Raw genomic sequence first — 21,975 nt, forward strand, 5'->3', positions numbered from 1 at the left:
GTACAGGTGGGACGGCCTTGGGTCGATCACGGCTCACTCCGTGTTTCGGCTGTCAGCCGGGGAACTCGCGATTCTCCGGCTGTCGCCGTCTTCTATAGCTGTAATGCAAAAGCCCCGAACGGAACTCCGTCGCGGGGCTTTGTTGTATGAGAAGTAGGCAGAGGGCATCGCGCCCTCGCCCGGCTGTGCGCTTGGCCAAACCAACCGAGGGTTCTTGCCTCGCGCTGATATACACTCGGCCGATAAACTGAGGTCATCAGCCGATCAGGACACCTGAAGGCAACCGCAGTGCTTGCCTCCCGGATACCGCGCCGCTACGAATTGGAGCCAGAGCTCATGGGCCACGCCGCCCCTCGCACAACAAAATTCCTGGTGGAATTAATTGGAGACCTGGAGACGGTCAACGGCATTTGTTCCAGATGTCCAGAGGGCATTTCCCTTGAAGAGAATTTTGTGGGCTGGGAGCCAACTTCAAACCCGTTGATCCAAGTGTTTCTTGTCGCGCATCAGGGCATGGAAGCGGAAACTGCGGCGTTACTGTTGGCCTTGGCCCTAGAGGACCTGCCTGCGATAGGCGGCACCTCTTTGTGGGTATGGGTAACCGTGGGCATCGATGTCAAACTGACAACCATTAAAGACCATTTCCACCGTATCGCTGAGTGCACCGGGGTAGACATCCGGTACTCAACCGCGCCAGGGCCTGTAATTCAAGTCCACACCACAAATATGACCACGCTTCTAAAAAGCGCGGCAGCGGCCAGTCGCTAGGCCGATCAATAAGGTCTTGGTGCCACGTTGTGGCGGCAGCCCGTAGCGCAAAGCTCGAGCTGCCGTTTCCCAATGGAACTCCTCGTTTAGAACGACCAGAGGCTACCTCCCATAGCCTAAAGTCGCGTGTGCTGGTCGACCACAAAGTGCTGACGATTGCGGCCGTCTAACTCTGCGGCGGCAAGCCACCGGGGAATGACGCCTCGTCCTGTCCATGTTTTTCCCGTCTCGGGATCTCGGTACTTCGGCTCTACGCGGGTCCGCCCATCCATGCGTGGCACCGGGCCAACCGAAGGTTTAGGCATAAGCGGCTGATATGCGGCCGTTATCTCCTCCGGCGTGATATGGGACTGGCGCATCAAACGAACGATCTCTCGGACAGCCAACGCTCTCCTTTTCGCACGTAGCGCGTACATGCGATGCTCCAACTGACCGATTTCTCTAGACAGTACTTTCAGTGAGTCTCTTTGCTTCATGGCGGCTCCTTCCAACCGGCTAAGGCACTTTATTCCTAGCGGGAATTTGTAGGGAGTCAGGGGTTACCCTTGTTGCAGCCGCGCGAACCGGCAAAGGATAGGAAAAACCCTTGATGCCGCCCGGTGTGACAATGGATGTGGACTAAAGGCGTATTGACCAACCGGATGGATAGTGCCCCAATCAAGGCGCGGAAATCGGCAAGCCAGTTCAATGGAGTTGCGCCATGCAAACTGTCTACACAAAGCGCCCTACAGTGTTGATTGCGGTCAGCCCAGACGGAACGACCTTTGTTATCGAGCGTCGATGCCGATCGCTGCCCTGCGATGATGGCGAGCAGGGGTTCTTCTATTGCTGCTTGCCGGACGGAAGCGCCGTATCCTGGATGGGCGAGAACTACTACCAGTTAGCGGACGGCACAACGCTACTCGCGGTGGCATGCCGCCTGACACCGCCCGGGGACAGCAATCTGGAGCGGGCTGCGGGAATTGAACCCGCGTAAGCGGCTTGGAAGGCCGCAGCCTGACCCTCTCGGCCAAGCCCGCTGGTTGCGCGGCTGGGATTCGAACCCAGGGACAATCCAGTATCGGAGGCGCGCCCCACTGAAAAGTTTATAGCGGCCTCGCCCTTCGTCCAGTCCTTTCGGCCATCTCGGGCACCGCGCAAAAAAGCAAAAACCCGCTGCTTTCGCTGGCGGGCGTTTAAAGCTGAAACGGCTCTCAATCGGGAGATATAGCGCCGACTATGGAAGCCTCGATACGATGAACGAGACTTCGTTTTGATGGTTAGGGTATCGACTATTTTGGAGCGCGGCGAAGTCTTTCTTGGAGATTCGGTGACGGTAAGCGTCGTGCAACTCAACCATAAACTGGTTCGCCTCGGCTTCCGTATCGATGGGCATGCGCTTGTAGTTCGGGTCTGCCTTGATCTGGTCCACTAAACCGTTAAACCAAGTATAGAAGGGCTTGTCGTCCACCGCCGCCGCAACGCGGGGGTCAGTATTTGTCGCACACCCCTGTATCGCAGGCACAACCAGCACGCACGCTAGCAGGGCGGCGCGCCCGAACTTGCTCACTTTCATTTTCATGCTCACATCCCCGAGGAATTCCAAGTAGGAGCATTGAAGATACTTCGATATGAGCGCGGCCAGAAGTAAAAAAGCCAGACACCAATGAAAAAACCCGCTGCTTTCGCTGGCGGGCTTTCTATGTACGCACTTATTCAAAGTGACTAAACAGAGCGAAATTTAGCAGAGAAAATTCAACCTCGCAAGATCTCAATCACAAAGGCCTTTTGCCGACAGCAGGTCCGCCGCATGCTCCATCGCCAGCGCTTCGACGCCCTTCTGGCCTGCGCCACGCTCACCGCCCTTCTGTTTCGTGGTGCGCGTGCCGTAGAGCCAAAGCTTGATCTTGCCGTTGTGATTGGTCGCCGTGGCTGCGCTCACCCCCGCACGTTCGGCGGCTTCCGACAATTTCAGATCCTTGCCAAAGTAACGCGCCACAATCGCGTCACGCAGCACACGCGGCGTCGGATGCGCCGACAAGGCACCACACGCAGCCGCGTCAGAGATTTCGCGTACCGCCGCGAGCCAATCATGCCGATCAACGGTGCCCTGACAGCATTTGCAGCGATCAGTCCGGGGCGCAAAGCGCGCAACTAGGATCGCACGGTACAGGCGAGGCAGCGGATCCAGCGCCCCGAAGACAAAGGCGGCCTGCCCTGCCCCGTCAGTGCCACCCAAGCCCTTACCCTCAGACGGCGCCTGAGCCATGCGAGCCATCATGGGCCTGTCATACACCTGGTCGGTGTGGTTATAGGCGAAGGTCAGCGCCGCATGAGCGGTTGCAAACAGTCGGCTGGGTTTCGCCTCTACGACCGGGGTCGAAGCCAGGCGGGAAAGGGTCAAGGTGGTCATCAGATAATCCCCGGAGAATAAGTCACTTTCGCGGGCAGCATTTCCCGCATCCATTGCATTGCCGCTTCCCATCCGAGGGTTACGGTGTGCCGCCCCCGGACAGGAAAAATCTTTGGGTTCACGTCGTGGGCATCGACCATCACCGATTCGCCACGCGCCCCCGTTTGTCTGTAGATCAACACCGGTACGCCTTGTTCGCCGGCCTGCTGTTGCGCCTGACGCCACCATGCGGGCACGCAGAGCGTGTTGGCGTGCTTGCATTCGATGCTGATGCGCGCGAAGGCCGGATCGTCCGCCACCACATCGCTATCACCAACCGCGTTGCGCACGCGCCGCCGCCAAATCTTGCCGGTCGCCTCGGTCAGCATGTTGGCCACCTTGCGCTCATACGATGCACCCTTGTTGCGTGCCATTGCGCCGCTCATGGTTGCGCCCCCTGCCCCGCGTCCAGGCGCAGCGCGTTCCGCGCCATCGCAACGATGCCCGGCGAGTAGCGTTTGCCTTTGGGATCCTGGGTTTCAGCGATGATCCGCTTCCACCCCCGCAACGGATCGCGGCCGGACTCGTTCATGATCCCCGTCGCACCGATCTTGCGCATTTGCTCTTCCGCCTGGGCACGACTGATTGACGTCTTGGGCGGCGGCGGCAAGGCCTTGACGATGACGGGAATCGGCTTCCATTCGCCACGGGCCAGCACTTCATTCAACGACCGTTCCCACCGCGCCTTCATCGTCGTGTACGGGCAATGCTGAAGGTCGTGCGCCCCCACCTCGACCGCCGCCCAGAAGATGGCCGGATGCGGCCAAGTGCCCGACTCGCCGTTGTGGCGTGCGGCCATCCCCGCGACCGCCGTGTAAAACGCAACCTCGGGTTCCAATGCCGGACGGCAGGCGCGGATGAATTCGCCCACGCTCGGAGGCCAGTCCGGTGACATGCGGCGGCAGGCGCGAAGCCCTTCGGCCACGTCTTGCGGCGTCAGGTTCTCTTCGTCAAAGGCTTCGGCCCACGCCGCCTTCCAGTTCTCGATACTCTGCATGTCCGGAAAGTCTTTCAGCCAGCGGCCGCCATACGTGCCGGACATGCGATTCCAGAGGTGATCGATCAGGGAAATGCCTTCCAGCTTCGCCAGAGGCACAGCCCAGCGCGAGCGCTCAGACGTCAATTGTGCGACCCTCGTCATAGTCGTTGCCTCCTTGGGTGCGATTGCGGTTCACGTAGTCGGTTGGGTTGAACTTGCCGGGACGCGGTGCCCCCCCTGGTGCTGCGCCGCTGGGAGCAAACAAGCCCTGCCAGCTTTTGCCGATGGCGTGCGTGATGACAGCCTCGGGCGTGTAGCCCTGCTGCTTGAACCCGGCCAGGTCTTTGATCTGCTGCTTGGCGGCCTCTTCGGTCAGCGGCTTGCGGATCTGCACGCGGTGACGCACCCAGCGCCCCCACAGGTCCGCGTCCAGCCAGTCCGGCAATTCCAAGCACATCGGATCGAACCCCGGCGAGCGCTTGCGCGCGCCTGTGACGGTTCTTGATGGTTCTGACGGTTCTATGACGGTTATATGCGGGTGCAACCCGTTGCACCCTTTCGTGTCGCCGTTTGCACCCTTTACGTCGTCAGTTGCACCCTTTGTGTCGTGGATTGCACCCTTTTCAGGCGTTTTGGATGGTGCAATTTCTGCACCCTTTTCTTGCTCAGAGCCTGACGATTTGAGGGATGCAAAATCTGCACCCTTTATCCAAGCTTCGGAAATGCGGTACTCGCGGCGTTGATTGCGGCCACCGTTGCCCGAATTCACCAGGATCAACCAGCCGGCCTGCTCCATGCCTCGCAATTGGTACTGCACGGCACGCACGGACTGGCGCGTCTTCTCGGCCAGGGACGCGATGGACGGATAGATACCCGTGCCCTGGTCACTCGAATGATCGGCAAGCGCCAGCGCGAGGATCATTTCGCCGCCGCCGTTCGGATAGCGGTCGAACACCATCCCCATGACTTTCACGCTCATGGCGACTCTCCATACAAAAGTTGGAACCCGCGCTCGGCCTCATCCGGCCATTTGCCCATGGCGATGATTCGCGCGCGGGTAAGGCGCAAGCCAGGAATGAAATAACTGAGCTTCTGTTCCAGCGGTGCCGAGGACTGGTCAATGAACCAGTGGCAAGGGCCACAGCCGAATGCGATACACCAGTCATGCGCTTTGATTCCCTTGCCCTTGCCATCACGCAAGCGGTTCGAGTGGCAGGCAACCGTTGTCTCTTTGTCGTTCTGGCAATATCCCGGAACGCGCAGCAGACATTCCTCGCCTTCAGCAAGATCACGCAGCGCCTGGTTGCGATAGATCGTTTTGGTCGGCTTCTTGCCCTTCTTGCGCGCCTTCATGGCGGCACGGGGCGGCGGCATTGGGGTGGTCCGAATCGGTGCAGCACGCATCATCGGCGTGGCGCTGCGCTTCATGGGCGTCTTGTTCTTGAGCGGGGTGCGGCGCATCAACGACATTCCGCCCCCGACGCAGCTTTGACCCGCCACCAGTACGGGAACTTCCAGCCGTTCATACGCCGGGTGACCAAGCCTGCTTGGGTCGCGTCGAACAGGAACGATTGAACCGCAAGAGCGGCAGCATCAGCACGCGATGTGCTGGGCCACGGGTCCACGGCCACTAGGGCGGGCAGGACGATTCCCTGCAGCGCCTTGATGTCGACGCGGCGCTGGGTGTCGATAATGGCCTGCTTGACCGCTTGCACGGTCGCAGACGGCACGCGATAGCCCCGGAACATGTGCAAGCAGTCAGCCATAGATCCCGCTCCAATCTACGAACGGGATGCGAACCGCTGTATGGAACAACGTGGCCGCTTCGGCGTTGTGGTCCAGATCCGCGCGGCTGGTGATACCGCACACGTCGCGGACGAACTGCGCGGCGTGCTGCTGGGCCGACACGCCATCGGGGGCGGCGCCAACGCGGGAAACAACCCACCGCTGGAACTTCGCGCCGTTGCACATCATCGCAGCCGCGCGCGACAGCGCCGCCCCCTTACGCTCCGTGGACGCGACACGCGCCCGCACGGGTACACCAGAAGTTCCACGCTGCATCATTTGTCAGCCATCCCGCTAAGGCGGCGTGCCACGCCCGCAACCGCTTCCATCACGGCACGGCCGGCCGCATCCACGCGCTTCACTTCCTGCTGGTCCACACCGCCATCGGCCAGGGCGTCGTACACCTCCTTACCGAAGGTGCCATGCGCGACCATCAGCGCGGCCACCTGCTCCAGCACGGAAACGTCGCTTTCGGCGCAGTTCTCAGGTGCCTTGACCAGCAGATAGCCGTTGCTGTGCGCGAAGGCGGCCAAGATGCGGGCGTCACCCGTCATTCGCACAACGCGGTCAGCTTCAGCAAGCGTGAGGTGATGCGTCGTGTTGTTGGGGTTGACCTTGTTGCGCAGCACAGCCGCGGATATGCCGACCAGCGGCCCCAACGACTCGCTGCCGCCCTTGTATTCGTGCACCGTCAAATCGGCCGCAGTGGTGATGTTCATTTCAAACATTCCTGAACGTATCTATTGCAAAGCAGCGGCTTTACGATGCGCTGCATGGGGAACGAACTTCAAACGTCCAGCGGACCAATCTGCACGCGGTCATCCTGCTGGGGGACGGGCGCAACCGGCTGTACTGGTTTGGGAGGTGTGTCAGTGGTGTGCATATGCGGCCACCTTGAGTTCGGGCCATATCCGGTCCCAGCCATCTGGCCAAAGATCGCGGCGGCTGACGACGCCACCGGTCTCTTTCTCGATTGCCACGCAGCGTTCCGGCGAGATGGGCGATTGGCCGGACGCCATCTGCGATAGATAAGAAGGCGAGACGCCAATTGCCTTAGCTAAGCTCGCCGCCGTGCCACGTGGGCTAGTGCTGATATAGGTCTTAAGGTCCATCCGCCAAGTTTAGTGAGAACTAAACCGTAAGGTCAAGTGTTTACTAATTTAGTGTCCTATAAACTTTCGCCATGACTATCCAAGACATTCGACGGGCGAATCTTCGCGGCTGGGTGCAGCAGAACGGTGCGCCCAGCAAGGAGAAAAGCTATTTCTCGCAAGTCCTATCCGGCACGTCTCCTATCGGGGAACGCGCCGCGCGACGACTTGAGCGCGATTACCGAATGGGTGAAGGTTTTTTAGATGCACCGCTGGACGCCAACCCCAAGGCCGCGCCGCGACCACCCGCGCCCTCTCCCTGGCCGTTCGCGTCTATCGCGGAGGCGGACGTGCGGGCTTTGCCGGCCGGCCAACTGAGCGCGTTAGAGGGAGCGATAGCGCTCGCCATCGCTCAGCTGAAACTCGGAATTACGGTGGCTCTGCCACCCTCGGTGGGGCCAGCGCAACCAGCCCGGGGCGAACTGGTGGACATGGATGCTGCCGACGACGCATTCCCGATGCGAATCGGCGGCCTCCCGCCTGCGCCGGGGGAAGGCGGGAAAACCACACAGCAAGCGGAACGCGATCGCAAAATTCGGGTTAGCACCAAAGCCGGTGTAATAGCCAATGTCGGACCAGGCGAGCCGCACGCGGCGAATGACAAGTTCGAAAAGGTGCCAGAAATGGCAGACGTGCGTCTGGCTGCGGGAGACGGCATTGAGAATTTGGCAGAGGAAGAAACCGGCACCGTTCACTTCCGGCGGTCCTTCCTGCGATCTGTCGGCGCCGGCTCGGGTAAAGCCCGCGTCGTGTATGCGAAGGGCGATAGCATGGAGCCAATCATTCGAGACGGTGCTGCCTTGCTCGTCGTTCCTAATGAAAGCCTCGCCTTGCAAGACGTGGCTGCGGGCGGAGTCTACGCCATCAATTACGACGGCAAGATGATTGTGAAGACCATCACGCGGGACCGGCTGACAAAACGATGGGTTGCTCGCTCGTTTAACCCCGCATACCCGGATATTCCGCTTGAGAACGGCGCGTCCGTTCGCGTGCTCGGCCAGGTCGTTTGGGCGGGATCTCGTCTGAGCGACAGTGAATCCGGTCAATGGACGCGCGCTTAAGAAGCTCCCCTCACCATTAGCACCAGCCACCTTCGGGTGGCTTTTTTTTCGCCACGCACTAAGTCGCACGGCCCAAAGTCACGTTCCAGTGTTTAGTTTTTACTTGACGAAAAGTTTAGTGTTTACTAATATCTGCTCTACCGCGGCTTTGCGCTGCAAGCAGTACCCCACGGACCCGCAGGCAGCAGTCAGGCCATCGCCTCAAGCGGGAGACGTCACCGCCACAAAGTCGGATTGGGGAAGGCGAGAACCGCTCTTTAACAACTTAGGCCGCCCGCCCCCGAGAGGGAGGAAGGGCGAAACAGGACAACCAGGCGCCAGCACGCCCCCGGACCCTGTGTGCTTGGGCTTCAACTGCCAAGCAACGCCCAGCCGGGCGTGGCGACGATAACCCCGGTTCTTTCGATTCTGCTGCAAAACCTCCGAAAGTTCAGGCGTCCTCTTCGAGCAAATCCCCTTTGTAGAATTTCAGTAATTCCGACTGGCCGATTTTCAGCTTCTTTTCTGACAGTCGGTCCTTTCGGTCAGACAGCAGTGCAAGAATATCTTCCTTCTTCGTCACCGGACTGCCGAGGTGCAGTCGCTTATGACAGTTGGGGCAAAGGGCGATAATGTTCGCAGTGACGTCAAGGGAGACTGGGTAGCTACCTTGAAGACTAAAAGGAATCAGGTGGTGGGCCTCGACGTATGACTTGCCGGTGGAGTGCGACGTAAAGGTTTGGTGGCTGGGATCGATTTCGCACTTGAATTTAGCCAACCGCAGGGCCTCGGCCGCCACTGCGGGCTTCCGCTTATAGCCGCTCTCGCTGATGCCACTTCTACCGATTTTCGGTACCGGAACGCCACCCTTGGGTTCGACGAATCTTTGTGATCTCGCCGCCTTTTCCATCACTTTGCTCTGGTATTCGGATTCCGGGCTAGGCGGTGCTTTTCTGTTTGCATACCAAGCATCATGCGACTGTTCGTAGAGCGGTTTGGGCACCGCCTTCTTGACCAAAGCGCAGATTTCCTGAAACTCCCTCGCTGATTCGAATGCATGCGGTAGCTGCAACCCAGCCAGATAACCAGTGGTCTGCCCATCCACCGGGAAAAATTTTCGGGGCGCCACTCTGAAGATTGCCTGCGTCAACTTTGCGCGGCCGGCGTACTTGACACCTCGAGCTTTAGCGAAGACCGGCTCAGTGATTCTATTGCCTGACTGAACCTCTTCGAACAGGTCCCAAAGCTTATCGATGTCGTCGTTCGCTCGGTCGTACAAATACGGGAACAGCCAGGTCTGACGAGGGTCGGCCTTGGGAACTCCAAGAAATTGCGTGGGGAGGGCGGCGCGGATGCCAAGTCGCTCTTGGACCACAGCCAGAGCTCGGGTCCGTGCAACAAATGACTGCTTGTTCAATAACGCCAAGAAAGTAAACGGGTCAATCTCTCCCAGAGGGACGTCGTGCCCCAGTGAGTCCTGGTCAACCAACCCGTTGACTCCCGCTGATTCCAGAATTTGGACCAGTTCACGCTGCTTATGCCGATATGCAAGCAATTTGTCTGCCAGCTCCTCAAAGAAAGGAACCCATTCAAACCCCGTAGCCATTAAATCTCCTGGAAATTCATCAATGATCCGCGGCAGGCGAAATCAAATCTACGCATTAAGATTCATTACGTTACACCAACTTTGCTCGCCGCCGTCTGGCACGCGAAGCGCCCCTAACGTTCATGTGACGGGCGCGCCGGTTTAGCCCCGACTGCCGACGACCTCCTCAACCTCAAACGACGGAGCCATGCCATGCTCGAAGCACTCGTACGCTTCATTGAAGAACTGATCGACGTCTTCAACTTCGGCAACACTATCAGCAAGTAGCTTTGTCGCTCACTAGTCGTCGGCAACTCCCAGCCGGGCGTGGCGACGATAACCGCGGCCATCCGCCTGCGCCGTGACAGGACACAGGCGGATGACGTTCCCACTACTGTCGCCACCACTGCCGCGCCCAACTCCGCCGTTTCGCGACAAGGGGAATCGCATCGCGACACCGTTGCGCGAGTGACATTGTCGTTGAATAATTGATGGCCACGACATCGTGATTTGGATTACTGATGAACATCGTTGAGTCACCGGCAGAAGGAGACGCAGCCCACGCCAGCAGCTTGGCGCAACTCGATGAGGCTTACCGCTACAAGCTTCTGGTTGAAGCCGTTCTTGACTACGCGATTTTCCTCCTCGATTCCAATGGCTTCGTCGCCAGTTGGAATGCTGGAGCGCAACGCTTCAAGGGCTACGAGGCATCCGAGATCATCGGGCAGCACTTCTCGCGCTTCTACACAGAAGAAGATCGTAGCGAAGGAGTTCCGCAGCGAGCGTTAGCGACCGCATCGACCCAAGGCAGGTTTGAAGCGGAAGGGTGGCGTGTGCGCAAGGACGGGTCGCGCTTCTGGGCCAGCGTCGTAATAGATCCCATACGGGACGACGCGGGCCGCCTCATCGGATTCGCGAAGGTCACGCGCTATATAACTGACAAACAACGAAGGCAACTCGAATTGCAAGCTACCCAGTTGGCACTGCATCGAGCCCGAAGAATGGAAGCGCTTGGACGCGTGACCGGCGGGCTGGCCCATGACCTTAACAACTTTATCTCGGTAATAAACGGAGCTGCGGAATTGCTACGCAACGCCGAGCTCGCCCCTGAAAAGCGCCTCAAGTACCTCAACGCGATTGTGGAAACTGCGCAACGCGCGACGCACCTCACCAAACAAATGCTTGCCTATGCGCGTCGGCAGCCTCTTGAGCCGTCAAACATGGACGTCAGCCAATGTATCGCCGGGATGAAGCCTATCTTCCAAGCCGCACTTGGCTCTGCAATCCGCGTGCAATACGAGCTACCTGAAGAGCCGTGTTTCATATGCGCGGACGTCGGCCAGTTGGAGAACGCGTTGTTAAATCTCGTCGTCAACGCACGAGACGCGATGCCTGTCGGCGGCAACGTAAAAATTGCAGTTCGTTGCGTGGATTCGCTTTCAGATGCGCAAGGACACCTCACCCCGGGCCAATTTGTGGCAATCAGCGTGTCGGATGACGGCGAAGGCATTCCGCCGGAGGTTGTGGATCACATATTTGAACCGTTCTTTACCACCAAACCGGAAGGGAAAGGAACGGGCCTGGGCTTGAGCCAGGTTTATGGATACGTCTCGCAGTCCGGAGGCCATATCGAAGTCGCGAACTCTGTTCAAGGTGGTTCGACGTTCACGCTCTACTTTCCGAAGGCATGATCATGACCCGGGAACGGACGCCGTGAATCACGACGGCGCGCACACACCCCGCCTTTCAGGGCGCCGGGCGAATCAGTGCTTCCAATTCTCGTATGAGCTCTTTTGGAGCCCATGGCTTGGCGACGAACCTTGTCGCTGGCGGGAGGGCAGCGCCTTCCGGGCAATGGCGGCCAGAGGTAAGAATCACGCCGATTCTCGGAGATTTTCTGCGTATTAGCGCGGCCATTTCGAGCCCGTCCATGGAGCCGGGCATCTCGATATCCGAGACTACCGCGCAGATGTCGGTGTGCTCTGCAAGCCGCCGCACCGCGTCATCAGCATCACTTGCTTCGTAAACGACATACCCTTCGCCCGCCAAAATCTCGGCTAGGATCCATCGGGCGGGGTCGTTGTCCTCCACAACGAGTACGGACTTCTGGCTGGTGCAGGAAATCTCGACGGCCGTCATATGACTATCTTAAGTAACTTGGATGGATGAATTTCGCCGAACCTCGCAGGCTCGCGTGAGCCCTCATTTTAAAGCGCCCAGGTCGGGCGAGCAGGCACCCTCCTGCCACAGCAACCTTGCCATCCCGCAACTCCAGCAAGCGCTATGCCCGCACGCAAGACAGCACGGAGCGTCTGGGGTGCACCCCGTCCCTCAGCGCGCAGAAGTTTGCGCGAAGTGTCGCACTCCAACGCGGTGCTAGACACCCCGGAAAGACGGGGACCATCATCGGAACGGTAGCTCAGCGGTAGAGCGCCCACCGGATTGGGAGGTCGGCAATGCCAAGGGGTCGCGCCCCTGACGCATCCGAACGGCGGCAGCCGGCGCTGGTTCGAATCCAGCCCGCTCCGATGATGGTGAACGCGCAGGCTGATGTGACAGAAGGAACCTCGGGCGGATAGGAAAAACGGGTCGCAACCGTACCTTGTAGCGCCGCCAAGCCGGAGATCAGCACCGGCCACCATCAATCCCCCCCAACCCAACGCACGGAGCCATCCCCATGGCCGAAAAGATCATTCGTTTCATCGAAGAACTCATCGACGCCTTCAACTTCGGCAGCAGCATCAACAAGTAATGCCGCGCCTGCCCCGCCTCACCGGGGCGGCTTTGGAGAGCGGGCCAGCGCCGCAACGTCACCGGCGCTGAAAGTGACTTTCTGGGATTACCGGGCTACTGGCCCGCTCTCCAAAGCCCATCACCGCGCGTTCGCGCACATCCCCATGCCCTCAACCATCCCCGCCATCTGGTGGGGCCTGGCCCTGCTCGCCTTGGCGGCGGTGGCCCTGGTCCCCGCCTGCGAATACCTCAACCGCCGCTATGTCGCGGCCGATCCCTGGAAAGCAACATGAACGCAATCACTGCACCCGCGCCTGCCGCGCGCCGCCGCAAGCTGCCGTCCATCACGCAAGCCGTGTGCAAGCTGACCAACCTCATTGCCCCGCGTGACCACGCAGGCCGGGGCAATTGGAACAAGGACGCGGACATTCCCCGCGTGTGGGCATGGGCCGCTGGCATCGGCTTCGCGGCGTTCGTTCTCTTCGGCCGCCAGATCCTCGGCTGGCTCTTGAGCTTCGCGATATGAACGGCATCGAATTCATTTTGAGGGATCGCGCCGGCTGGGTGCCCAAGCTGCCTATCCCGCGCAGCCGATTCCGCTGGGTTGATTCGAAGCCCAAGCCGCTTACCCGCTCTGAGGTCGCGTTCATCCGGTCTGCCAAAGGAACGCTCAACAGCACTGAATTGGCGCATTGCTACCAAGTCACCCCGCAGACCATTCGCAACATCTGGGAAGGCCGGCGCCACACCGGACGGCCGCCCGGCAGACCCACCAAACCTCACCCCCAACCGAAAAGGAAACAGCCATGAGTGCATTTTGCGTATTCGGCATGACCGAACCTATAGCGCGCAAGGCCGCCGCGAAGGCCTGGGAAAAGCACTTGGGCGCGATGACAAAGCAGGAGCGGGCTTGCCTCACGGACGCAGATGAGGCGGACTGGATTGCGGTCAAAACCGAATACCTCCTGGCAAAAGCCAAGCCCGTGCAGCTTTCCGGTGCGTTCGACGCGCCGCAGTTCGCCAGCGATTACATCGCCCTTGCCAAACGCCTGCACCGAACCTCGCGCCTGCAAGTCATGGCCCGTGGCGAGAAGAAGGACGCCAAAGGCGCGCTCATCATCAGCAAAGCAACCAAGAAACCCCTCATTGGCTGGGTTCCCTCCACTCGATAAAAGGCACGTCCCCATGTGGTTCAAGAACCTCAAGATTTACCGCCTCTCCGCCGCCTGGACCTCATTCGGCGATGACCTGGAATCGGCCCTGGCGCGCCAAGAATTCCAGCCCGGCAACAACCTGGAAATGCAGTCCATCGGATGGCTGCCACCCCGAGAGAACGGCGGCCTGGCCCACGTCGTGAATGGGCAGATCCTGCTGTCGCTACGTTCCGAAAAAAAGCTGCTTCCGGCCACGGTCATTAACCAGGTGGCCAAGTTCCGCGCCCAGGAAATCGAAGAGCAGCAAGGCTACAAGCCGGGCCGCAAGCAGATGAAGGAAATCAAGGAGCGCGTCACTGACGAACTTCTGCCCCGCGCGTTCAGCATCTACCGCGATACCCGCGTGTGGATCGACCCGCTGAATCACTGGCTTGTAATTGACGCAGCCGCCTCCGCCAGGGCCGACGAGGTAATCGGAATCCTCGCCAAATGCATTGATCCGTTCCCGCTGGAAAACCTGTACGTCGCACAGTCCCCGGCGGCGGGCATGACCGGCTGGCTGGCCGAAGATGAAGCGCCCAACAACTTCAGCATCGACCAGGACACTGAACTCCGGTCATCGGGCGAAAGCGGCGCAGCAGTCCGCTACGTGAAGCACTCCATCGACGCGGAAGACGCGCGCCGGCACATCCAGTCTGGCAAGCAATGCACCCGCCTCGCGATGACCTGGGCGGACCGGATTTCGTTTGTCCTGACCGAAGGCCTCGATATAAAGCGCATCTCACCTCTGGACGTTCTGAAGGAAGGCCGTCAGGAGGTTCAAAGCGATGACGAAAAATTCAATTCGGACATGATGCTCATGACCGGCGAACTCGCCAAGATGCTTGCCGAGGTGATCGAAGCACTGGGTGGCGAAAAGCGTCTCTAAATTGCCGGCAATGAGCGCGCCCAGTCGGAGGCTTCATAGTCGGAATACCACCAGCGTTCAATGTGCAATCGACAAAAGTCGCTTACAGCGTCGCGGACGGCCATCTCCTCAGGAATGGTGGCAGCAGCAATAAGCGCTAAAGCCATAGTCCGATCAAGCGAGGTGAAGGATTGTTGCCCCGTGACGTCGCGAGTTTCGAATTGGCGATACAGCGCCACCTGGTTGCTCAGGATCGCCGTTTGAACGCACCACAAGAATTGTTCGGCCTTCGTCATTTCCGCTCCACTGAAGTGTCAGAGATCCTGGAGACATCGACATCAGGCGCAGACGATGCCCCATCTCATCTATATCAGCCTCCATTGAGAGGCATCCATCGTATATCACCCCTCCCCGGAGTGTCAGCCATGACCGATTCCACGGCCCCCGTGTCGTTCCGACAAAAGATCCTCAACAAAGAAATCAAGCGCGCCCATGCCATGCAGGTCCGGTATGAGGATCTGCACGTTGAACCCGGTTTCAACCTGCGAACCCCTATCGCACTGCTGGAAGGCGAAGAGCGCGAAAAGGCCGAGTCCGACGACGAAAGCCTGTTTCAGCACATCATGGCCGGCGGCCCGCTTCCGCCGCTGGAAGTCCGCCCGCGCAATGAAGGCGGCGTCTGGATCGTCGAAGGGCACCGCCGTCACACGCAGATTGGTAGAGCGATTGCCGCAGGCGCGCCGCTTCAGGATGACGATGGTGTCGTCTGGATAGACGTGATGGCATTCGTCGGCAACGACGCCGACCGTACCGCCCGCGTCATCAGCAGCGCCAAGGGCCGCCACCTCCTTCCACTGGAAACCGCCTTTGGCTATGCCAAGCTGGCCGGCTTCAGGTGGGACAACGAGCGCATCGCCCGCCTGGAACAGGTGTCCCCGCAGTGGGTCGCAAAGATGATCAGCCTGGCCCACGCCAACAGCGACGTACACGCACTGGTGCTTTCCGGCGCGGTCAAGGCATCTACTGCCATCGAGGCAATCGCCAAGCATGGCGAAGCCGCCGGCGCCTTCCTGCAAGCCCAGTTTGAAAAGGCCAAGGCCACCGGCAAGTCCAGGGTGACGCCCAGCAGCATCCACGGCCGCGCCCTGCCCCGCAAGGTAGTGTCCCCGCTCATAAGCGGCGTGGACGCCTTTATCAAGGGCCTGGATGCCAACCAGCGCGCAACTCTTGTGGACATCAAGGAAGGCCGCGTAGCCAGGGAGACGATCACCATTCCGACCGCCGCGCTTATCGATCTGTTTGAGGCACACGGCGCGATCGAAACCGTCCGAGCCAAGCAAGCCGAAAAAACGCGCCTCCAGGCCGAAGCCGCAGCAGCTGCCGGCCAGGCCGAAATCCCCACTGAACAGGAAGCCACCGCATGAGCGCCCCCGAGAATGCGCCCCCCGTCGCATTGGTCGATGCAGCTGTAAATGCGTGGTTCGCCGAAACCCCGCGCGCTGCGCTGATCCCCGACCCGCACGAACACTTCCGCGAACGAATGCGCGCCGCCCTTGTTGCGGCGGGCTGGACGGCCACAGCCGCCGCCGCTGCGCGGGATGCTGCGCGTCAGCAACGCTTGATTGATGAACTGAGCAAGATCGTTCACAACATGGTTGTGGCCGACCAAGCTGCCTGGATCGAATGGAGGCACGGCAAGGGCGCAGAAGCGGCCATGCAGTGGATAGGCAACGGCCTGTTGGGGCCAGGTCACATCCCCTCAGAGGACGAGCCTTACAGCACCGAGGCCCAAGCGTGGTACGACGCCAAGCGCGCCGACGCCTTCCCAGCCTGCCATTGCGGCCGGCCGTCCAACATCTTGCACATGGCGAAAGGGTATTGCTCTACGGAGCATTACGACGCCGCCATTGCCGCCCAGCAGGGCAAAGCGGGTGAGGCATGAGCCTGATCCTGTTGACCGATACCGATGGGTACCCCCTCGCTATCAATTCGGAATTCATCGTCTCTGCGAACGCCGTACCGAACAGCTATCACGGATCGAGAGCAGTTATCCGCACTCAAGATGGAAAGAGCCATACAGTGCGCCAATCGCCCGAAGATATCTTCGACGCAGCGCGCGAGGCCCAGCAGTCCCAGCGGAAGGAGGCGTGATGAAAACGGCCATCGACCTTTTCGCAGGCCTGGGCGGCAACTCTGAAGGCGCGCGCCGCGTAGGCGTCCGCGTCGTCTGGGCGGCTAACCACTCGAAGCCAGCAGTGGACACACACGCGGACAACCACCCGGAAGCCATCCACGTCTGCCAGGACCTGCACCAGGCCGACTGGACCCGCGTGCCCGGACATGATGTCCTGCTCGCGTCACCGGCATGCACCGGCCATACGCACGCCCGTGGAAAGGAGCAGCCGCACCACGACGCAGCACGCGCCACGGCTTGGGCCGTCGTGTCCGCCGCTGAATGCCACCGGCCGCCCTTCGTCCTGGTGGAGAACGTTCCCGCGTTCGCGCAATGGCAGCTCTACCCAGCATGGTGCGCGGCGATGAACGCGTTGGGCTATGCCCTGTCCCCAGTCATCTGGGATGCGGCGGATTGCGGCGTGCCGCAGCACCGGCGGCGCATTCTGATCGCCGCCACCAGGAGCAAGCACCCTATCGAACTGGCAGCGCCCAAGGTCGCGCATCGGCCCATCCGCGACGTCATCGACTTCGACGCAGGAACCTGGTCCCAGATTGAACGCCCGGGCCGCTCCCCGAAGACGTTGGCCCGAGTACGCGCCGGCCGCCAGCAGTTCGGTGACCGCTTCGTGATGCCCTACTACGGGTCCTGCTCCGGGCTTACGGGCCGATCCTTGGACCGCCCCATCGGCACCATCACCACCCGCGCGCGCTGGGCGCTTGTTGATGGCCCCCGCATGCGAATGCTCACGACGGCCGAGAACTGCGCCGGTATGGGCTTCCCCGCCGACTATCGCCTGCCCGACAACCACTCCCTGGCGCTGCATATGCTGGGCAACGCCAACCCGCCGCCAATGGCCGCATACGCCATCGACGCTATGAGGAAAGCAGCATGACCAACCAGAACAATACCGCTCATGACCTGAGCACCAGCAGCGGAGGCCGCGCCTACATCGCGGAGTACTTCGCCACGCAGCTGCGCCGGCACGATTTCGCCAAGTACATCAACAGCACCCTCGCGGCGGACTTCGCCTGCGCCCTCGCACAGCACCTGTCCAAGATGCGCGCGGAAGGCGTAGAGGCGGGCGCAACCGACGCACAAGAAGCGTTCGCCACCTGGTGGAACGCTCAAGATGAGGGGAGCATTCAGTTCGATCTTGAACAGTACCCCCAGGACCTTAAGGCAACGCTTAATAATCTGTGGAACACCGCGTGGCGGGCCGGCCTGGCAAGCGCCCCTGTAGCCGGGGAGGCGGTAGCGATCCCGCTTCGGCCCTTGACCGAAGACGAGCGCGCCGCCATCGAGTTCTACATCCTGAATCCGACAGCGGCAGTGCGCGACCTGGACAAAAGGTTGTCCAGTCATGCCGCGCCCCAGGCCCGCGAGGCGGTGCGCATCCTGTTCCCGGCCCACCTGCGCAAGATGTGGTCAGGCGGCGAGGTGCAGGCGTGGCTGGACAACTATCAGGGCGTCACGCCGCCGATCGCCAGCGCTAAAGGAAGCCTGGAGCGCTACCGGAATTGGCGGGCCGAACAAGCCGAGGCAGACAAAGACGGCGTAAGAAGCAAGGGACGTCAATGACACTCACACTTGAACAGCACGAACTTCAACAGATGCTGGTGGAAGCCGCAAGGATCGGCGCGAACTACGCAATTGAGGACATGGTGTGCTACCACCTGAAAGATGCCTGCACTCGCCTTGGCGTCAGCTATAACACGCTGCAAAAGCGCATTCTCGAAGGGAAGATTCGCCCGGTGGACGGGCGTATTACCGGCGCGGAACTCCGTCGGTATCTAACCCAATCGCGCAGCAATGCTTGATGCGTGAGGGTTGTAGTAAACCATCGCCATCTTCGGATCGGTCCATCCAAACATTTTGCACAGGTCCAGCACGTCAATCCTCTTGGAAATCATCGTTGCTGCGGTATGGCGGCTGTCGTGGAAGGTAAATCCTTCCACCTCCGCGCGCCCCCGGTACTTCCTAAACAGTGCGTCCAGCGAAGCCGACTTGACGCCGAACACCAGCTTGTCGTCCCACCCTTGCATTCTTTTCAGAATTGCGACCGCCCGCGTGGATAGAGGCACATCACGCGGACGGTCGCTTTTTGTTTTTGGAAGGTGGACATGCTGGTCGTAGACATGCTCCCAGGTCAGGCCGCAAAGCTCGCCGGCGCGCATACCAGTGCGAAGCGCCAGAAGGAAACAATGTGCGATGGCCTCGCCCATGCTGGCAACGCGGGCGCGACGGTCATACCCCATCGCGCGGAGCATCTTTCGAATCTCCCAGATATGTATCGTCCGTTCGCGGTGCTTGCCCTTAAGTGGCTTTCTGATGCCCCGACATGGATTTAGGTCAACCCACTCCCATTCAAGGCGCGCGGCCTCAAATACGGACGCCAGCAGGCTCAATTCGCGCAGCACGGACGAGGGGCCAACCTTTTTGCTTCTCGCGTCCCGGAATGCCGCAACGTGCTGCGGCGTGACCTTGGATATCGGAAGGTCCAAGGGTAGAAGGTAGCTTTCGAAGGCGGCCAGGCGAACCTGCTCCCACCGCTCGCCCTTTCGGAGAGGTGAAATCTCATCGCTGTATTTTCGCAACGCTTCGCGCAAAGTGTGCAAGTCGCCGGCCGGTTTTGTGGCCTTGTCGCGGATTTCCGCCTCACGCCTAGCGCCCCATTCGACGGCTTCGCGCCGCGTGGGGAACACCTGGCTATCGCGTTGGCCCAGTAATTTGACCTGGACCCGATACCCTTTTGCCGTCTTTTGGATGCTTGCCATGTGGGGCCTGAGATGGGGCCAGGATGGGGCCGGAAGCTGCGAATTCTTGATTTTTAGCAGTCAACCGATCACCCACCCTTTCCGCTAAACCGTTGATTTTAAAGACCCTGATTATAGGGATTCAACGGTTCTCAGTTGTATGGTGCGAAGGAGGGGACTCGAACCCCTACACCTGTTACGGCGTCAGGACCTAAACCTGGTGCGTCTACCAATTTCGCCACCTTCGCTAAAGGTCAAGCCCGCTATTGTAGCTTGCTTGTTAAAATCTTGCGTCATGAATCCGCGCCTCGATGCTTTACACCCCTACCCGTTCGAAAAATTGCGCGCGTTGCTGGCCTCTGCCAGCTCGCAGCCGGACGGCCTGACGCCTATCAATTTGTCGATTGGCGAGCCCAAGCACGCCGCGCCCGAGCGCGTGGCGGAGGCGATCCGCAATCACATGGAAGGCTTGTCGGTCTACCCCTCGACCAAGGGCGATCCGGCGCTGCGCCAGGCGATATCCGGCTGGTTGGCCCGCCGCTACAGCATTCCCGCGCCCGACGCCGACACCCAGGTGCTGCCGGCGCTGGGCTCGCGCGAAGCGCTGTTCGCCTTCACCCAGACCGTGATCGACCCGTCGGCCGGTTCGGTGGTGATCTGCCCCAACCCGTTCTACCAGATCTACGAAGGCGCCACCCTGCTGGCGGGCGCCACGCCCTACTTCGTCAACGCCGACCCGCTGCGCAATTTCGCCAGCGACTGGAACCAGGTGCCCGACGCCATCTGGAAGAAAACGCGGCTGGTGTTCGTGTGCTCGCCGGGCAACCCGGCCGGCAACGTCATGTCGCTGGACGAATGGGAGACGCTGTTCAAGCTGTCTGACCGCCACGGTTTTGTCATTGCGTCGGACGAATGCTATTCCGAGATCTACCTGGACGAAGGCGACGCCCCGCTGGGCGGCTTGCAGGCCGCGCGCCGCCTGGGCAGGGACGACTACCGCAACCTGGTGTGCTTTTCCAGCTTGTCCAAGCGCTCCAACGTGCCCGGCCTGCGTTCCGGCTTCGTGGCGGGTGACGCTACGCTTATCGGCCGCTTCCTGCTGTATCGCACGTATCATGGCAGTGCCATGAGCCCGCTGGTGTCCGCCGCCAGTATCGCCGCCTGGACGGACGAGGCGCACGTGAAAGACAACCGGCGCCTGTACCGTGAAAAGTTCGATGCGGTGGTGCCCATTCTGGAAAACGTGCTGGATGTGTCACGGCCGCAGGCTTCTTTTTACCTGTGGGCGGCCACGCCGGGCTCGGATACGGCGTTCGCGCGCGACCTTTACGGCCGCACGGGTGTTACCGTTCTGCCGGGCAGTTTTCTGGCGCGGGAGGCACATGGCGTGAATCCCGGCCAGGGCCGCATTCGTATTGCGTTGGTGGCGCCCTTGGCTGACTGCGTGCAGGCAGCCGAGCGCATCGCCCATTTTGTACACACTTCTGTTTGATCAACCTTTAAAAGCTGAGCCGCTATGACTCTCGACCTGCAGACCACCATCGAAAAAGCCTGGGACGACCGGGCCAACCTGACGCCCGCCGACGCCAGCGCCGAGGTGCGCGAAGCGGTGGAACACACCATTGACGGGCTGGATCTGGGCCGCCTGCGCGTAGCTGAAAAAATCAACGACGACTGGGTTGTGCACCAGTGGATCAAGAAGGCCGTGCTGCTGTCGTTCCGCCTGAGCGACAACGCCATCATGGGCGAAGCGCCGCTGCAGTTCTACGACAAGGTGCCGCTCAAGTTCTCGGAATACGGCGACAACGCCTTCAAGCAAGGCGGCTACCGCGTGGTGCCGCCCGCCGTCGCCCGCCGTGGCGCCTTCATCGGCCGCAACGTGGTGCTGATGCCGTCCTACGTGAACATCGGCGCCTACGTCGACGAAGGCACCATGGTCGACACCTGGGCCACCGTCGGTTCGTGCGCCCAGATCGGCAAGAACGTCCACCTGTCGGGTGGCGTGGGCATCGGCGGCGTGCTGGAACCGCTGCAAGCCAACCCCACCATCATTGAAGACAACTGCTTCATCGGCGCCCGCTCGGAAGTCGTTGAAGGCGTGGTCGTGGAAGAAAACTCGGTGCTGGCCATGGGCGTGTTCCTGTCGCAAAGCACCAAGATTTATGACCGCGCCACGGGCAAGATCATGTACGGCCGCGTGCCCTCGGGTTCGGTCGTTGTTCCCGGCTCGCTGCCGTCGGCCGATGGCTCGCACAGCCTGGCTTGCGCCGTCATCGTCAAGCGTGTCGACGCGCAAACGCGCGCCAAGACCAGCATCAATGATCTGCTGAGGGCGTAATGAGCACGTCTGCCGTACTGGATCTGGTCAAGGACCTGATCGCCCGTCCGTCGGTCACCCCGGCGGATGAAGATTGCCAGGCGGCGCTTGCCGCCCGGCTGGAGCGCATCGGCTTCACGTGCGAAACCATCGCACAAGGCGGCGTCACCAATCTGTGGGCCCGGGGGGGGGGGGG

The 21,975-nt window shown here is 60.6% G+C and carries 32 protein-coding genes, 4 tRNA genes and 1 pseudogene; 19 read left to right on the forward strand and 18 right to left on the reverse strand.

What is annotated here, in order from left to right; genetic code table 11:
- Positions 1–336: 336 nt before the first annotated feature.
- Complete coding sequence (locus ACE04A_RS01900) at positions 337–768, forward strand: hypothetical protein (RefSeq protein WP_279997560.1); 432 nt, start codon at positions 337–339, stop codon at positions 766–768.
- Between the two features lie 116 nt (positions 769–884).
- Here ACE04A_RS01900 and ACE04A_RS01905 read toward each other — a convergent pair whose 3' ends face one another.
- A complete protein-coding gene (locus ACE04A_RS01905; protein ID WP_279997561.1) occupies positions 885–1,244 on the reverse strand; it encodes an H-NS histone family protein in 360 nt (119 codons plus the stop codon).
- Positions 1,245–1,468: 224 nt separating this feature from the next.
- Between ACE04A_RS01905 and ACE04A_RS01910 the strand changes: the two genes are divergently transcribed.
- Positions 1,469–1,744 carry a hypothetical protein gene (locus ACE04A_RS01910; protein ID WP_279997562.1) on the forward strand — a complete coding sequence of 92 codons (276 nt, stop codon included), beginning with the start codon at positions 1,469–1,471 and terminating at the stop codon, positions 1,742–1,744.
- On the opposite strand, the gene ACE04A_RS01915 is transcribed toward ACE04A_RS01910, so the two are convergent.
- From ACE04A_RS01915 to ACE04A_RS01970, 12 genes are all read right to left on the reverse strand, one after another.
- Positions 1,713–1,787: transfer RNA gene (locus ACE04A_RS01915), tRNA-Gly, on the reverse strand. The genes ACE04A_RS01910 and ACE04A_RS01915 overlap by 32 nt on opposite strands.
- Positions 1,788–1,907, reverse strand: a tRNA-OTHER gene (locus ACE04A_RS01920).
- Between the two features lie 77 nt (positions 1,908–1,984).
- Positions 1,985–2,329 (reverse strand): hypothetical protein, encoded by a 345-nt coding sequence (locus tag ACE04A_RS01925; RefSeq protein WP_259246314.1) that lies wholly within the window; start codon positions 2,327–2,329, stop codon positions 1,985–1,987.
- A gap of 189 nt (positions 2,330–2,518) precedes the next feature.
- A complete protein-coding gene (locus tag ACE04A_RS01930; RefSeq protein ID WP_279997564.1) occupies positions 2,519–3,160 on the reverse strand; it encodes a hypothetical protein in 642 nt (213 codons plus the stop codon).
- The gene (locus ACE04A_RS01935; protein ID WP_279997565.1) at positions 3,160–3,573 is read right to left on the reverse strand and encodes a putative PDDEXK endonuclease; all 414 of its coding nucleotides are present in this window, start codon (positions 3,571–3,573) and stop codon (positions 3,160–3,162) included. The genes ACE04A_RS01930 and ACE04A_RS01935 overlap by 1 nt, the downstream gene beginning before the upstream one ends.
- Positions 3,574–3,581: 8 nt before the next feature.
- Positions 3,582–4,322, reverse strand: a complete 741-nt coding sequence (locus ACE04A_RS01940; RefSeq protein ID WP_448715989.1) for a replication protein P — start codon at positions 4,320–4,322, stop codon at positions 3,582–3,584.
- A complete protein-coding gene (locus tag ACE04A_RS01945) occupies positions 4,312–5,157 on the reverse strand; it encodes a phage replication initiator YdaU family protein (protein ID WP_448715988.1) in 846 nt (281 codons plus the stop codon). The genes ACE04A_RS01940 and ACE04A_RS01945 overlap by 11 nt, the downstream gene beginning before the upstream one ends.
- Entirely contained in the window at positions 5,154–5,639 is a 486-nt protein-coding gene (locus tag ACE04A_RS01950) for a nuclease domain-containing protein (RefSeq protein ID WP_279997568.1), read from the reverse strand. Before ACE04A_RS01950 ends, ACE04A_RS01945 begins: the two co-directional genes overlap by 4 nt.
- Entirely contained in the window at positions 5,639–5,944 is a 306-nt protein-coding gene (locus tag ACE04A_RS01955; protein ID WP_279997569.1) for a hypothetical protein, read from the reverse strand. Before ACE04A_RS01955 ends, ACE04A_RS01950 begins: the two co-directional genes overlap by 1 nt.
- Positions 5,937–6,212 (reverse strand): hypothetical protein, encoded by a 276-nt coding sequence (locus ACE04A_RS01960; protein WP_279997570.1) that lies wholly within the window; start codon positions 6,210–6,212, stop codon positions 5,937–5,939. Before ACE04A_RS01960 ends, ACE04A_RS01955 begins: the two co-directional genes overlap by 8 nt.
- A gap of 26 nt (positions 6,213–6,238) precedes the next feature.
- Positions 6,239–6,682 (reverse strand): phage regulatory CII family protein, encoded by a 444-nt coding sequence (locus tag ACE04A_RS01965; protein WP_279997571.1) that lies wholly within the window; start codon positions 6,680–6,682, stop codon positions 6,239–6,241.
- A 150-nt stretch (positions 6,683–6,832) separates the two neighbouring features.
- Positions 6,833–7,075 carry a transcriptional regulator gene (locus ACE04A_RS01970; RefSeq protein WP_279997572.1) on the reverse strand — a complete coding sequence of 81 codons (243 nt, stop codon included), beginning with the start codon at positions 7,073–7,075 and terminating at the stop codon, positions 6,833–6,835.
- Between the two features lie 71 nt (positions 7,076–7,146).
- Here ACE04A_RS01970 and ACE04A_RS01975 point away from each other — a divergent pair, with 71 nt between their 5' ends.
- Positions 7,147–8,175: a S24 family peptidase gene (locus ACE04A_RS01975; protein ID WP_279997573.1), complete on the forward strand. Its 1,029-nt coding sequence runs from the start codon at positions 7,147–7,149 to the stop codon at positions 8,173–8,175.
- A gap of 430 nt (positions 8,176–8,605) precedes the next feature.
- Here the strand turns inward: ACE04A_RS01975 and ACE04A_RS01980 are convergent, their stop codons facing one another.
- Positions 8,606–9,760, reverse strand: a complete 1,155-nt coding sequence (locus ACE04A_RS01980; protein WP_448715987.1) for an HNH endonuclease — start codon at positions 9,758–9,760, stop codon at positions 8,606–8,608.
- 500 nt (positions 9,761–10,260) lie between these two features.
- Here ACE04A_RS01980 and ACE04A_RS01985 point away from each other — a divergent pair, with 500 nt between their 5' ends.
- Complete coding sequence (locus ACE04A_RS01985) at positions 10,261–11,430, forward strand: two-component system sensor histidine kinase NtrB (RefSeq protein WP_485819817.1); 1,170 nt, start codon at positions 10,261–10,263, stop codon at positions 11,428–11,430.
- Positions 11,431–11,485: 55 nt separating this feature from the next.
- On the opposite strand, the gene ACE04A_RS01990 is transcribed toward ACE04A_RS01985, so the two are convergent.
- Complete coding sequence (locus ACE04A_RS01990) at positions 11,486–11,878, reverse strand: response regulator (RefSeq protein WP_448715986.1); 393 nt, start codon at positions 11,876–11,878, stop codon at positions 11,486–11,488.
- A 269-nt stretch (positions 11,879–12,147) separates the two neighbouring features.
- Between ACE04A_RS01990 and ACE04A_RS01995 the strand changes: the two genes are divergently transcribed.
- The 6 genes from ACE04A_RS01995 to ACE04A_RS02020 all read left to right on the forward strand — a co-directional run bounded on the left by ACE04A_RS01995 (position 12,148) and on the right by ACE04A_RS02020 (position 14,554).
- A tRNA-OTHER gene (locus tag ACE04A_RS01995) sits at positions 12,148–12,267 on the forward strand.
- 369 nt (positions 12,268–12,636) lie between these two features.
- A complete protein-coding gene (locus ACE04A_RS02000) occupies positions 12,637–12,765 on the forward strand; it encodes a hypothetical protein (RefSeq protein WP_269148805.1) in 129 nt (42 codons plus the stop codon).
- Positions 12,762–12,998: a hypothetical protein gene (locus tag ACE04A_RS02005; RefSeq protein ID WP_448715985.1), complete on the forward strand. Its 237-nt coding sequence runs from the start codon at positions 12,762–12,764 to the stop codon at positions 12,996–12,998. Before ACE04A_RS02000 ends, ACE04A_RS02005 begins: the two co-directional genes overlap by 4 nt.
- Entirely contained in the window at positions 12,995–13,282 is a 288-nt protein-coding gene (locus ACE04A_RS02010; protein ID WP_448715984.1) for a hypothetical protein, read from the forward strand. The genes ACE04A_RS02005 and ACE04A_RS02010 overlap by 4 nt, the downstream gene beginning before the upstream one ends.
- Positions 13,279–13,644 (forward strand): hypothetical protein, encoded by a 366-nt coding sequence (locus ACE04A_RS02015; RefSeq protein ID WP_448715983.1) that lies wholly within the window; start codon positions 13,279–13,281, stop codon positions 13,642–13,644. The genes ACE04A_RS02010 and ACE04A_RS02015 overlap by 4 nt, the downstream gene beginning before the upstream one ends.
- Positions 13,645–13,657: 13 nt before the next feature.
- Positions 13,658–14,554 carry a recombination-associated protein RdgC gene (locus ACE04A_RS02020; RefSeq protein ID WP_448715982.1) on the forward strand — a complete coding sequence of 299 codons (897 nt, stop codon included), beginning with the start codon at positions 13,658–13,660 and terminating at the stop codon, positions 14,552–14,554.
- Here ACE04A_RS02020 and ACE04A_RS02025 read toward each other — a convergent pair.
- Positions 14,551–14,829 carry a hypothetical protein gene (locus ACE04A_RS02025; protein ID WP_448715981.1) on the reverse strand — a complete coding sequence of 93 codons (279 nt, stop codon included), beginning with the start codon at positions 14,827–14,829 and terminating at the stop codon, positions 14,551–14,553. The two genes, ACE04A_RS02020 and ACE04A_RS02025, sit on opposite strands and share 4 nt — an antisense overlap.
- Here ACE04A_RS02025 and ACE04A_RS02030 point away from each other — a divergent pair.
- Genes ACE04A_RS02030 through ACE04A_RS02055 form a run of 6 tightly spaced genes read left to right on the forward strand, consistent with a single transcriptional unit; the run spans position 14,794 to position 18,526 of the window.
- Positions 14,794–15,957, forward strand: a complete 1,164-nt coding sequence (locus ACE04A_RS02030; protein WP_485819818.1) for a ParB/RepB/Spo0J family partition protein — start codon at positions 14,794–14,796, stop codon at positions 15,955–15,957. The genes ACE04A_RS02025 and ACE04A_RS02030 overlap by 36 nt on opposite strands.
- A complete protein-coding gene (locus ACE04A_RS02035) occupies positions 15,954–16,475 on the forward strand; it encodes a hypothetical protein (RefSeq protein WP_448715979.1) in 522 nt (173 codons plus the stop codon). Before ACE04A_RS02030 ends, ACE04A_RS02035 begins: the two co-directional genes overlap by 4 nt.
- On the forward strand, positions 16,472–16,684 hold the full coding sequence (locus ACE04A_RS02040; RefSeq protein WP_448715978.1) for a hypothetical protein: 213 nt from the start codon (positions 16,472–16,474) through the stop codon (positions 16,682–16,684). The genes ACE04A_RS02035 and ACE04A_RS02040 overlap by 4 nt, the downstream gene beginning before the upstream one ends.
- Positions 16,684–17,601 carry a DNA cytosine methyltransferase gene (locus ACE04A_RS02045; protein WP_448715977.1) on the forward strand — a complete coding sequence of 306 codons (918 nt, stop codon included), beginning with the start codon at positions 16,684–16,686 and terminating at the stop codon, positions 17,599–17,601. Before ACE04A_RS02040 ends, ACE04A_RS02045 begins: the two co-directional genes overlap by 1 nt.
- Positions 17,598–18,287, forward strand: coding sequence for a hypothetical protein (locus ACE04A_RS02050; RefSeq protein ID WP_448715976.1), 690 nt, complete (start codon positions 17,598–17,600; stop codon positions 18,285–18,287). The genes ACE04A_RS02045 and ACE04A_RS02050 overlap by 4 nt, the downstream gene beginning before the upstream one ends.
- On the forward strand, positions 18,284–18,526 hold the full coding sequence (locus ACE04A_RS02055) for a helix-turn-helix domain-containing protein (protein WP_104144457.1): 243 nt from the start codon (positions 18,284–18,286) through the stop codon (positions 18,524–18,526). The genes ACE04A_RS02050 and ACE04A_RS02055 overlap by 4 nt, the downstream gene beginning before the upstream one ends.
- On the opposite strand, the gene ACE04A_RS02060 is transcribed toward ACE04A_RS02055, so the two are convergent.
- The gene (locus ACE04A_RS02060) at positions 18,500–19,483 is read right to left on the reverse strand and encodes a tyrosine-type recombinase/integrase (RefSeq protein WP_448715975.1); all 984 of its coding nucleotides are present in this window, start codon (positions 19,481–19,483) and stop codon (positions 18,500–18,502) included. The two genes, ACE04A_RS02055 and ACE04A_RS02060, sit on opposite strands and share 27 nt — an antisense overlap.
- A 140-nt stretch (positions 19,484–19,623) precedes the next feature.
- Positions 19,624–19,710, reverse strand: a tRNA-Leu gene (locus tag ACE04A_RS02065).
- Positions 19,711–19,757: 47 nt separating this feature from the next.
- Between ACE04A_RS02065 and dapC the strand changes: the two genes are divergently transcribed.
- The 3 genes and pseudogenes from dapC to ACE04A_RS02080 all read left to right on the forward strand — a co-directional run.
- Positions 19,758–20,954 (forward strand): succinyldiaminopimelate transaminase, encoded by a 1,197-nt coding sequence (gene dapC / locus ACE04A_RS02070; protein ID WP_447989979.1) that lies wholly within the window; start codon positions 19,758–19,760, stop codon positions 20,952–20,954.
- A 24-nt stretch (positions 20,955–20,978) separates the two neighbouring features.
- Positions 20,979–21,800 carry a 2,3,4,5-tetrahydropyridine-2,6-dicarboxylate N-succinyltransferase gene (dapD, locus tag ACE04A_RS02075; protein WP_100856316.1) on the forward strand — a complete coding sequence of 274 codons (822 nt, stop codon included), beginning with the start codon at positions 20,979–20,981 and terminating at the stop codon, positions 21,798–21,800.
- A pseudogene (locus ACE04A_RS02080) lies at positions 21,800–21,975 on the forward strand (succinyl-diaminopimelate desuccinylase); the annotation flags it as partial. The gene dapD and the pseudogene ACE04A_RS02080, both read left to right, overlap by 1 nt.

This window comes from Achromobacter colocynthidis (genome assembly GCF_057334535.1).

Excerpts from the sequence above, each read along its gene's own strand:
- ACE04A_RS01905 (WP_279997561.1), bottom strand. The coding sequence starts at position 1,244 with ATGAAGCAAAGAGACTCACTGAAAGTACTGTCTAGAGAAATCGGTCAG.
- ACE04A_RS01965 (WP_279997571.1), bottom strand. The coding sequence starts at position 6,682 with ATGAACATCACCACTGCGGCCGATTTGACGGTGCACGAATACAAGGGC.
- ACE04A_RS02015 (WP_448715983.1), top strand. The coding sequence starts at position 13,279 with ATGAGTGCATTTTGCGTATTCGGCATGACCGAACCTATAGCGCGCAAG.
- ACE04A_RS01925 (WP_259246314.1), bottom strand. The coding sequence starts at position 2,329 with ATGAAAATGAAAGTGAGCAAGTTCGGGCGCGCCGCCCTGCTAGCGTGC.
- dapD (WP_100856316.1), top strand. The coding sequence starts at position 20,979 with ATGACTCTCGACCTGCAGACCACCATCGAAAAAGCCTGGGACGACCGG.
- dapC (WP_447989979.1), top strand. The coding sequence starts at position 19,758 with ATGAATCCGCGCCTCGATGCTTTACACCCCTACCCGTTCGAAAAATTG.
- ACE04A_RS02010 (WP_448715984.1), top strand. The coding sequence starts at position 12,995 with ATGAACGGCATCGAATTCATTTTGAGGGATCGCGCCGGCTGGGTGCCC.
- ACE04A_RS01910 (WP_279997562.1), top strand. The coding sequence starts at position 1,469 with ATGCAAACTGTCTACACAAAGCGCCCTACAGTGTTGATTGCGGTCAGC.
- ACE04A_RS01930 (WP_279997564.1), bottom strand. The coding sequence starts at position 3,160 with ATGACCACCTTGACCCTTTCCCGCCTGGCTTCGACCCCGGTCGTAGAG.
- ACE04A_RS01980 (WP_448715987.1), bottom strand. The coding sequence starts at position 9,760 with ATGGCTACGGGGTTTGAATGGGTTCCTTTCTTTGAGGAGCTGGCAGAC.
- ACE04A_RS01955 (WP_279997569.1), bottom strand. The coding sequence starts at position 5,944 with ATGGCTGACTGCTTGCACATGTTCCGGGGCTATCGCGTGCCGTCTGCG.
- ACE04A_RS02035 (WP_448715979.1), top strand. The coding sequence starts at position 15,954 with ATGAGCGCCCCCGAGAATGCGCCCCCCGTCGCATTGGTCGATGCAGCT.
- ACE04A_RS02025 (WP_448715981.1), bottom strand. The coding sequence starts at position 14,829 with ATGACGAAGGCCGAACAATTCTTGTGGTGCGTTCAAACGGCGATCCTG.
- ACE04A_RS01950 (WP_279997568.1), bottom strand. The coding sequence starts at position 5,639 with ATGCGCCGCACCCCGCTCAAGAACAAGACGCCCATGAAGCGCAGCGCC.
- ACE04A_RS02000 (WP_269148805.1), top strand. The coding sequence starts at position 12,637 with ATGCCCTCAACCATCCCCGCCATCTGGTGGGGCCTGGCCCTGCTCGCC.
- ACE04A_RS02040 (WP_448715978.1), top strand. The coding sequence starts at position 16,472 with ATGAGCCTGATCCTGTTGACCGATACCGATGGGTACCCCCTCGCTATC.
- ACE04A_RS01900 (WP_279997560.1), top strand. The coding sequence starts at position 337 with ATGGGCCACGCCGCCCCTCGCACAACAAAATTCCTGGTGGAATTAATT.
- ACE04A_RS02055 (WP_104144457.1), top strand. The coding sequence starts at position 18,284 with ATGACACTCACACTTGAACAGCACGAACTTCAACAGATGCTGGTGGAA.
- ACE04A_RS01975 (WP_279997573.1), top strand. The coding sequence starts at position 7,147 with ATGACTATCCAAGACATTCGACGGGCGAATCTTCGCGGCTGGGTGCAG.
- ACE04A_RS01970 (WP_279997572.1), bottom strand. The coding sequence starts at position 7,075 with ATGGACCTTAAGACCTATATCAGCACTAGCCCACGTGGCACGGCGGCG.
- ACE04A_RS01935 (WP_279997565.1), bottom strand. The coding sequence starts at position 3,573 with ATGGCACGCAACAAGGGTGCATCGTATGAGCGCAAGGTGGCCAACATG.
- ACE04A_RS02045 (WP_448715977.1), top strand. The coding sequence starts at position 16,684 with ATGAAAACGGCCATCGACCTTTTCGCAGGCCTGGGCGGCAACTCTGAA.
- ACE04A_RS02005 (WP_448715985.1), top strand. The coding sequence starts at position 12,762 with ATGAACGCAATCACTGCACCCGCGCCTGCCGCGCGCCGCCGCAAGCTG.
- ACE04A_RS02060 (WP_448715975.1), bottom strand. The coding sequence starts at position 19,483 with ATGGCAAGCATCCAAAAGACGGCAAAAGGGTATCGGGTCCAGGTCAAA.
- ACE04A_RS02050 (WP_448715976.1), top strand. The coding sequence starts at position 17,598 with ATGACCAACCAGAACAATACCGCTCATGACCTGAGCACCAGCAGCGGA.
- ACE04A_RS01945 (WP_448715988.1), bottom strand. The coding sequence starts at position 5,157 with ATGAGCGTGAAAGTCATGGGGATGGTGTTCGACCGCTATCCGAACGGC.
- ACE04A_RS02020 (WP_448715982.1), top strand. The coding sequence starts at position 13,658 with ATGTGGTTCAAGAACCTCAAGATTTACCGCCTCTCCGCCGCCTGGACC.
- ACE04A_RS01990 (WP_448715986.1), bottom strand. The coding sequence starts at position 11,878 with ATGACGGCCGTCGAGATTTCCTGCACCAGCCAGAAGTCCGTACTCGTT.
- ACE04A_RS01985 (WP_485819817.1), top strand. The coding sequence starts at position 10,261 with ATGAACATCGTTGAGTCACCGGCAGAAGGAGACGCAGCCCACGCCAGC.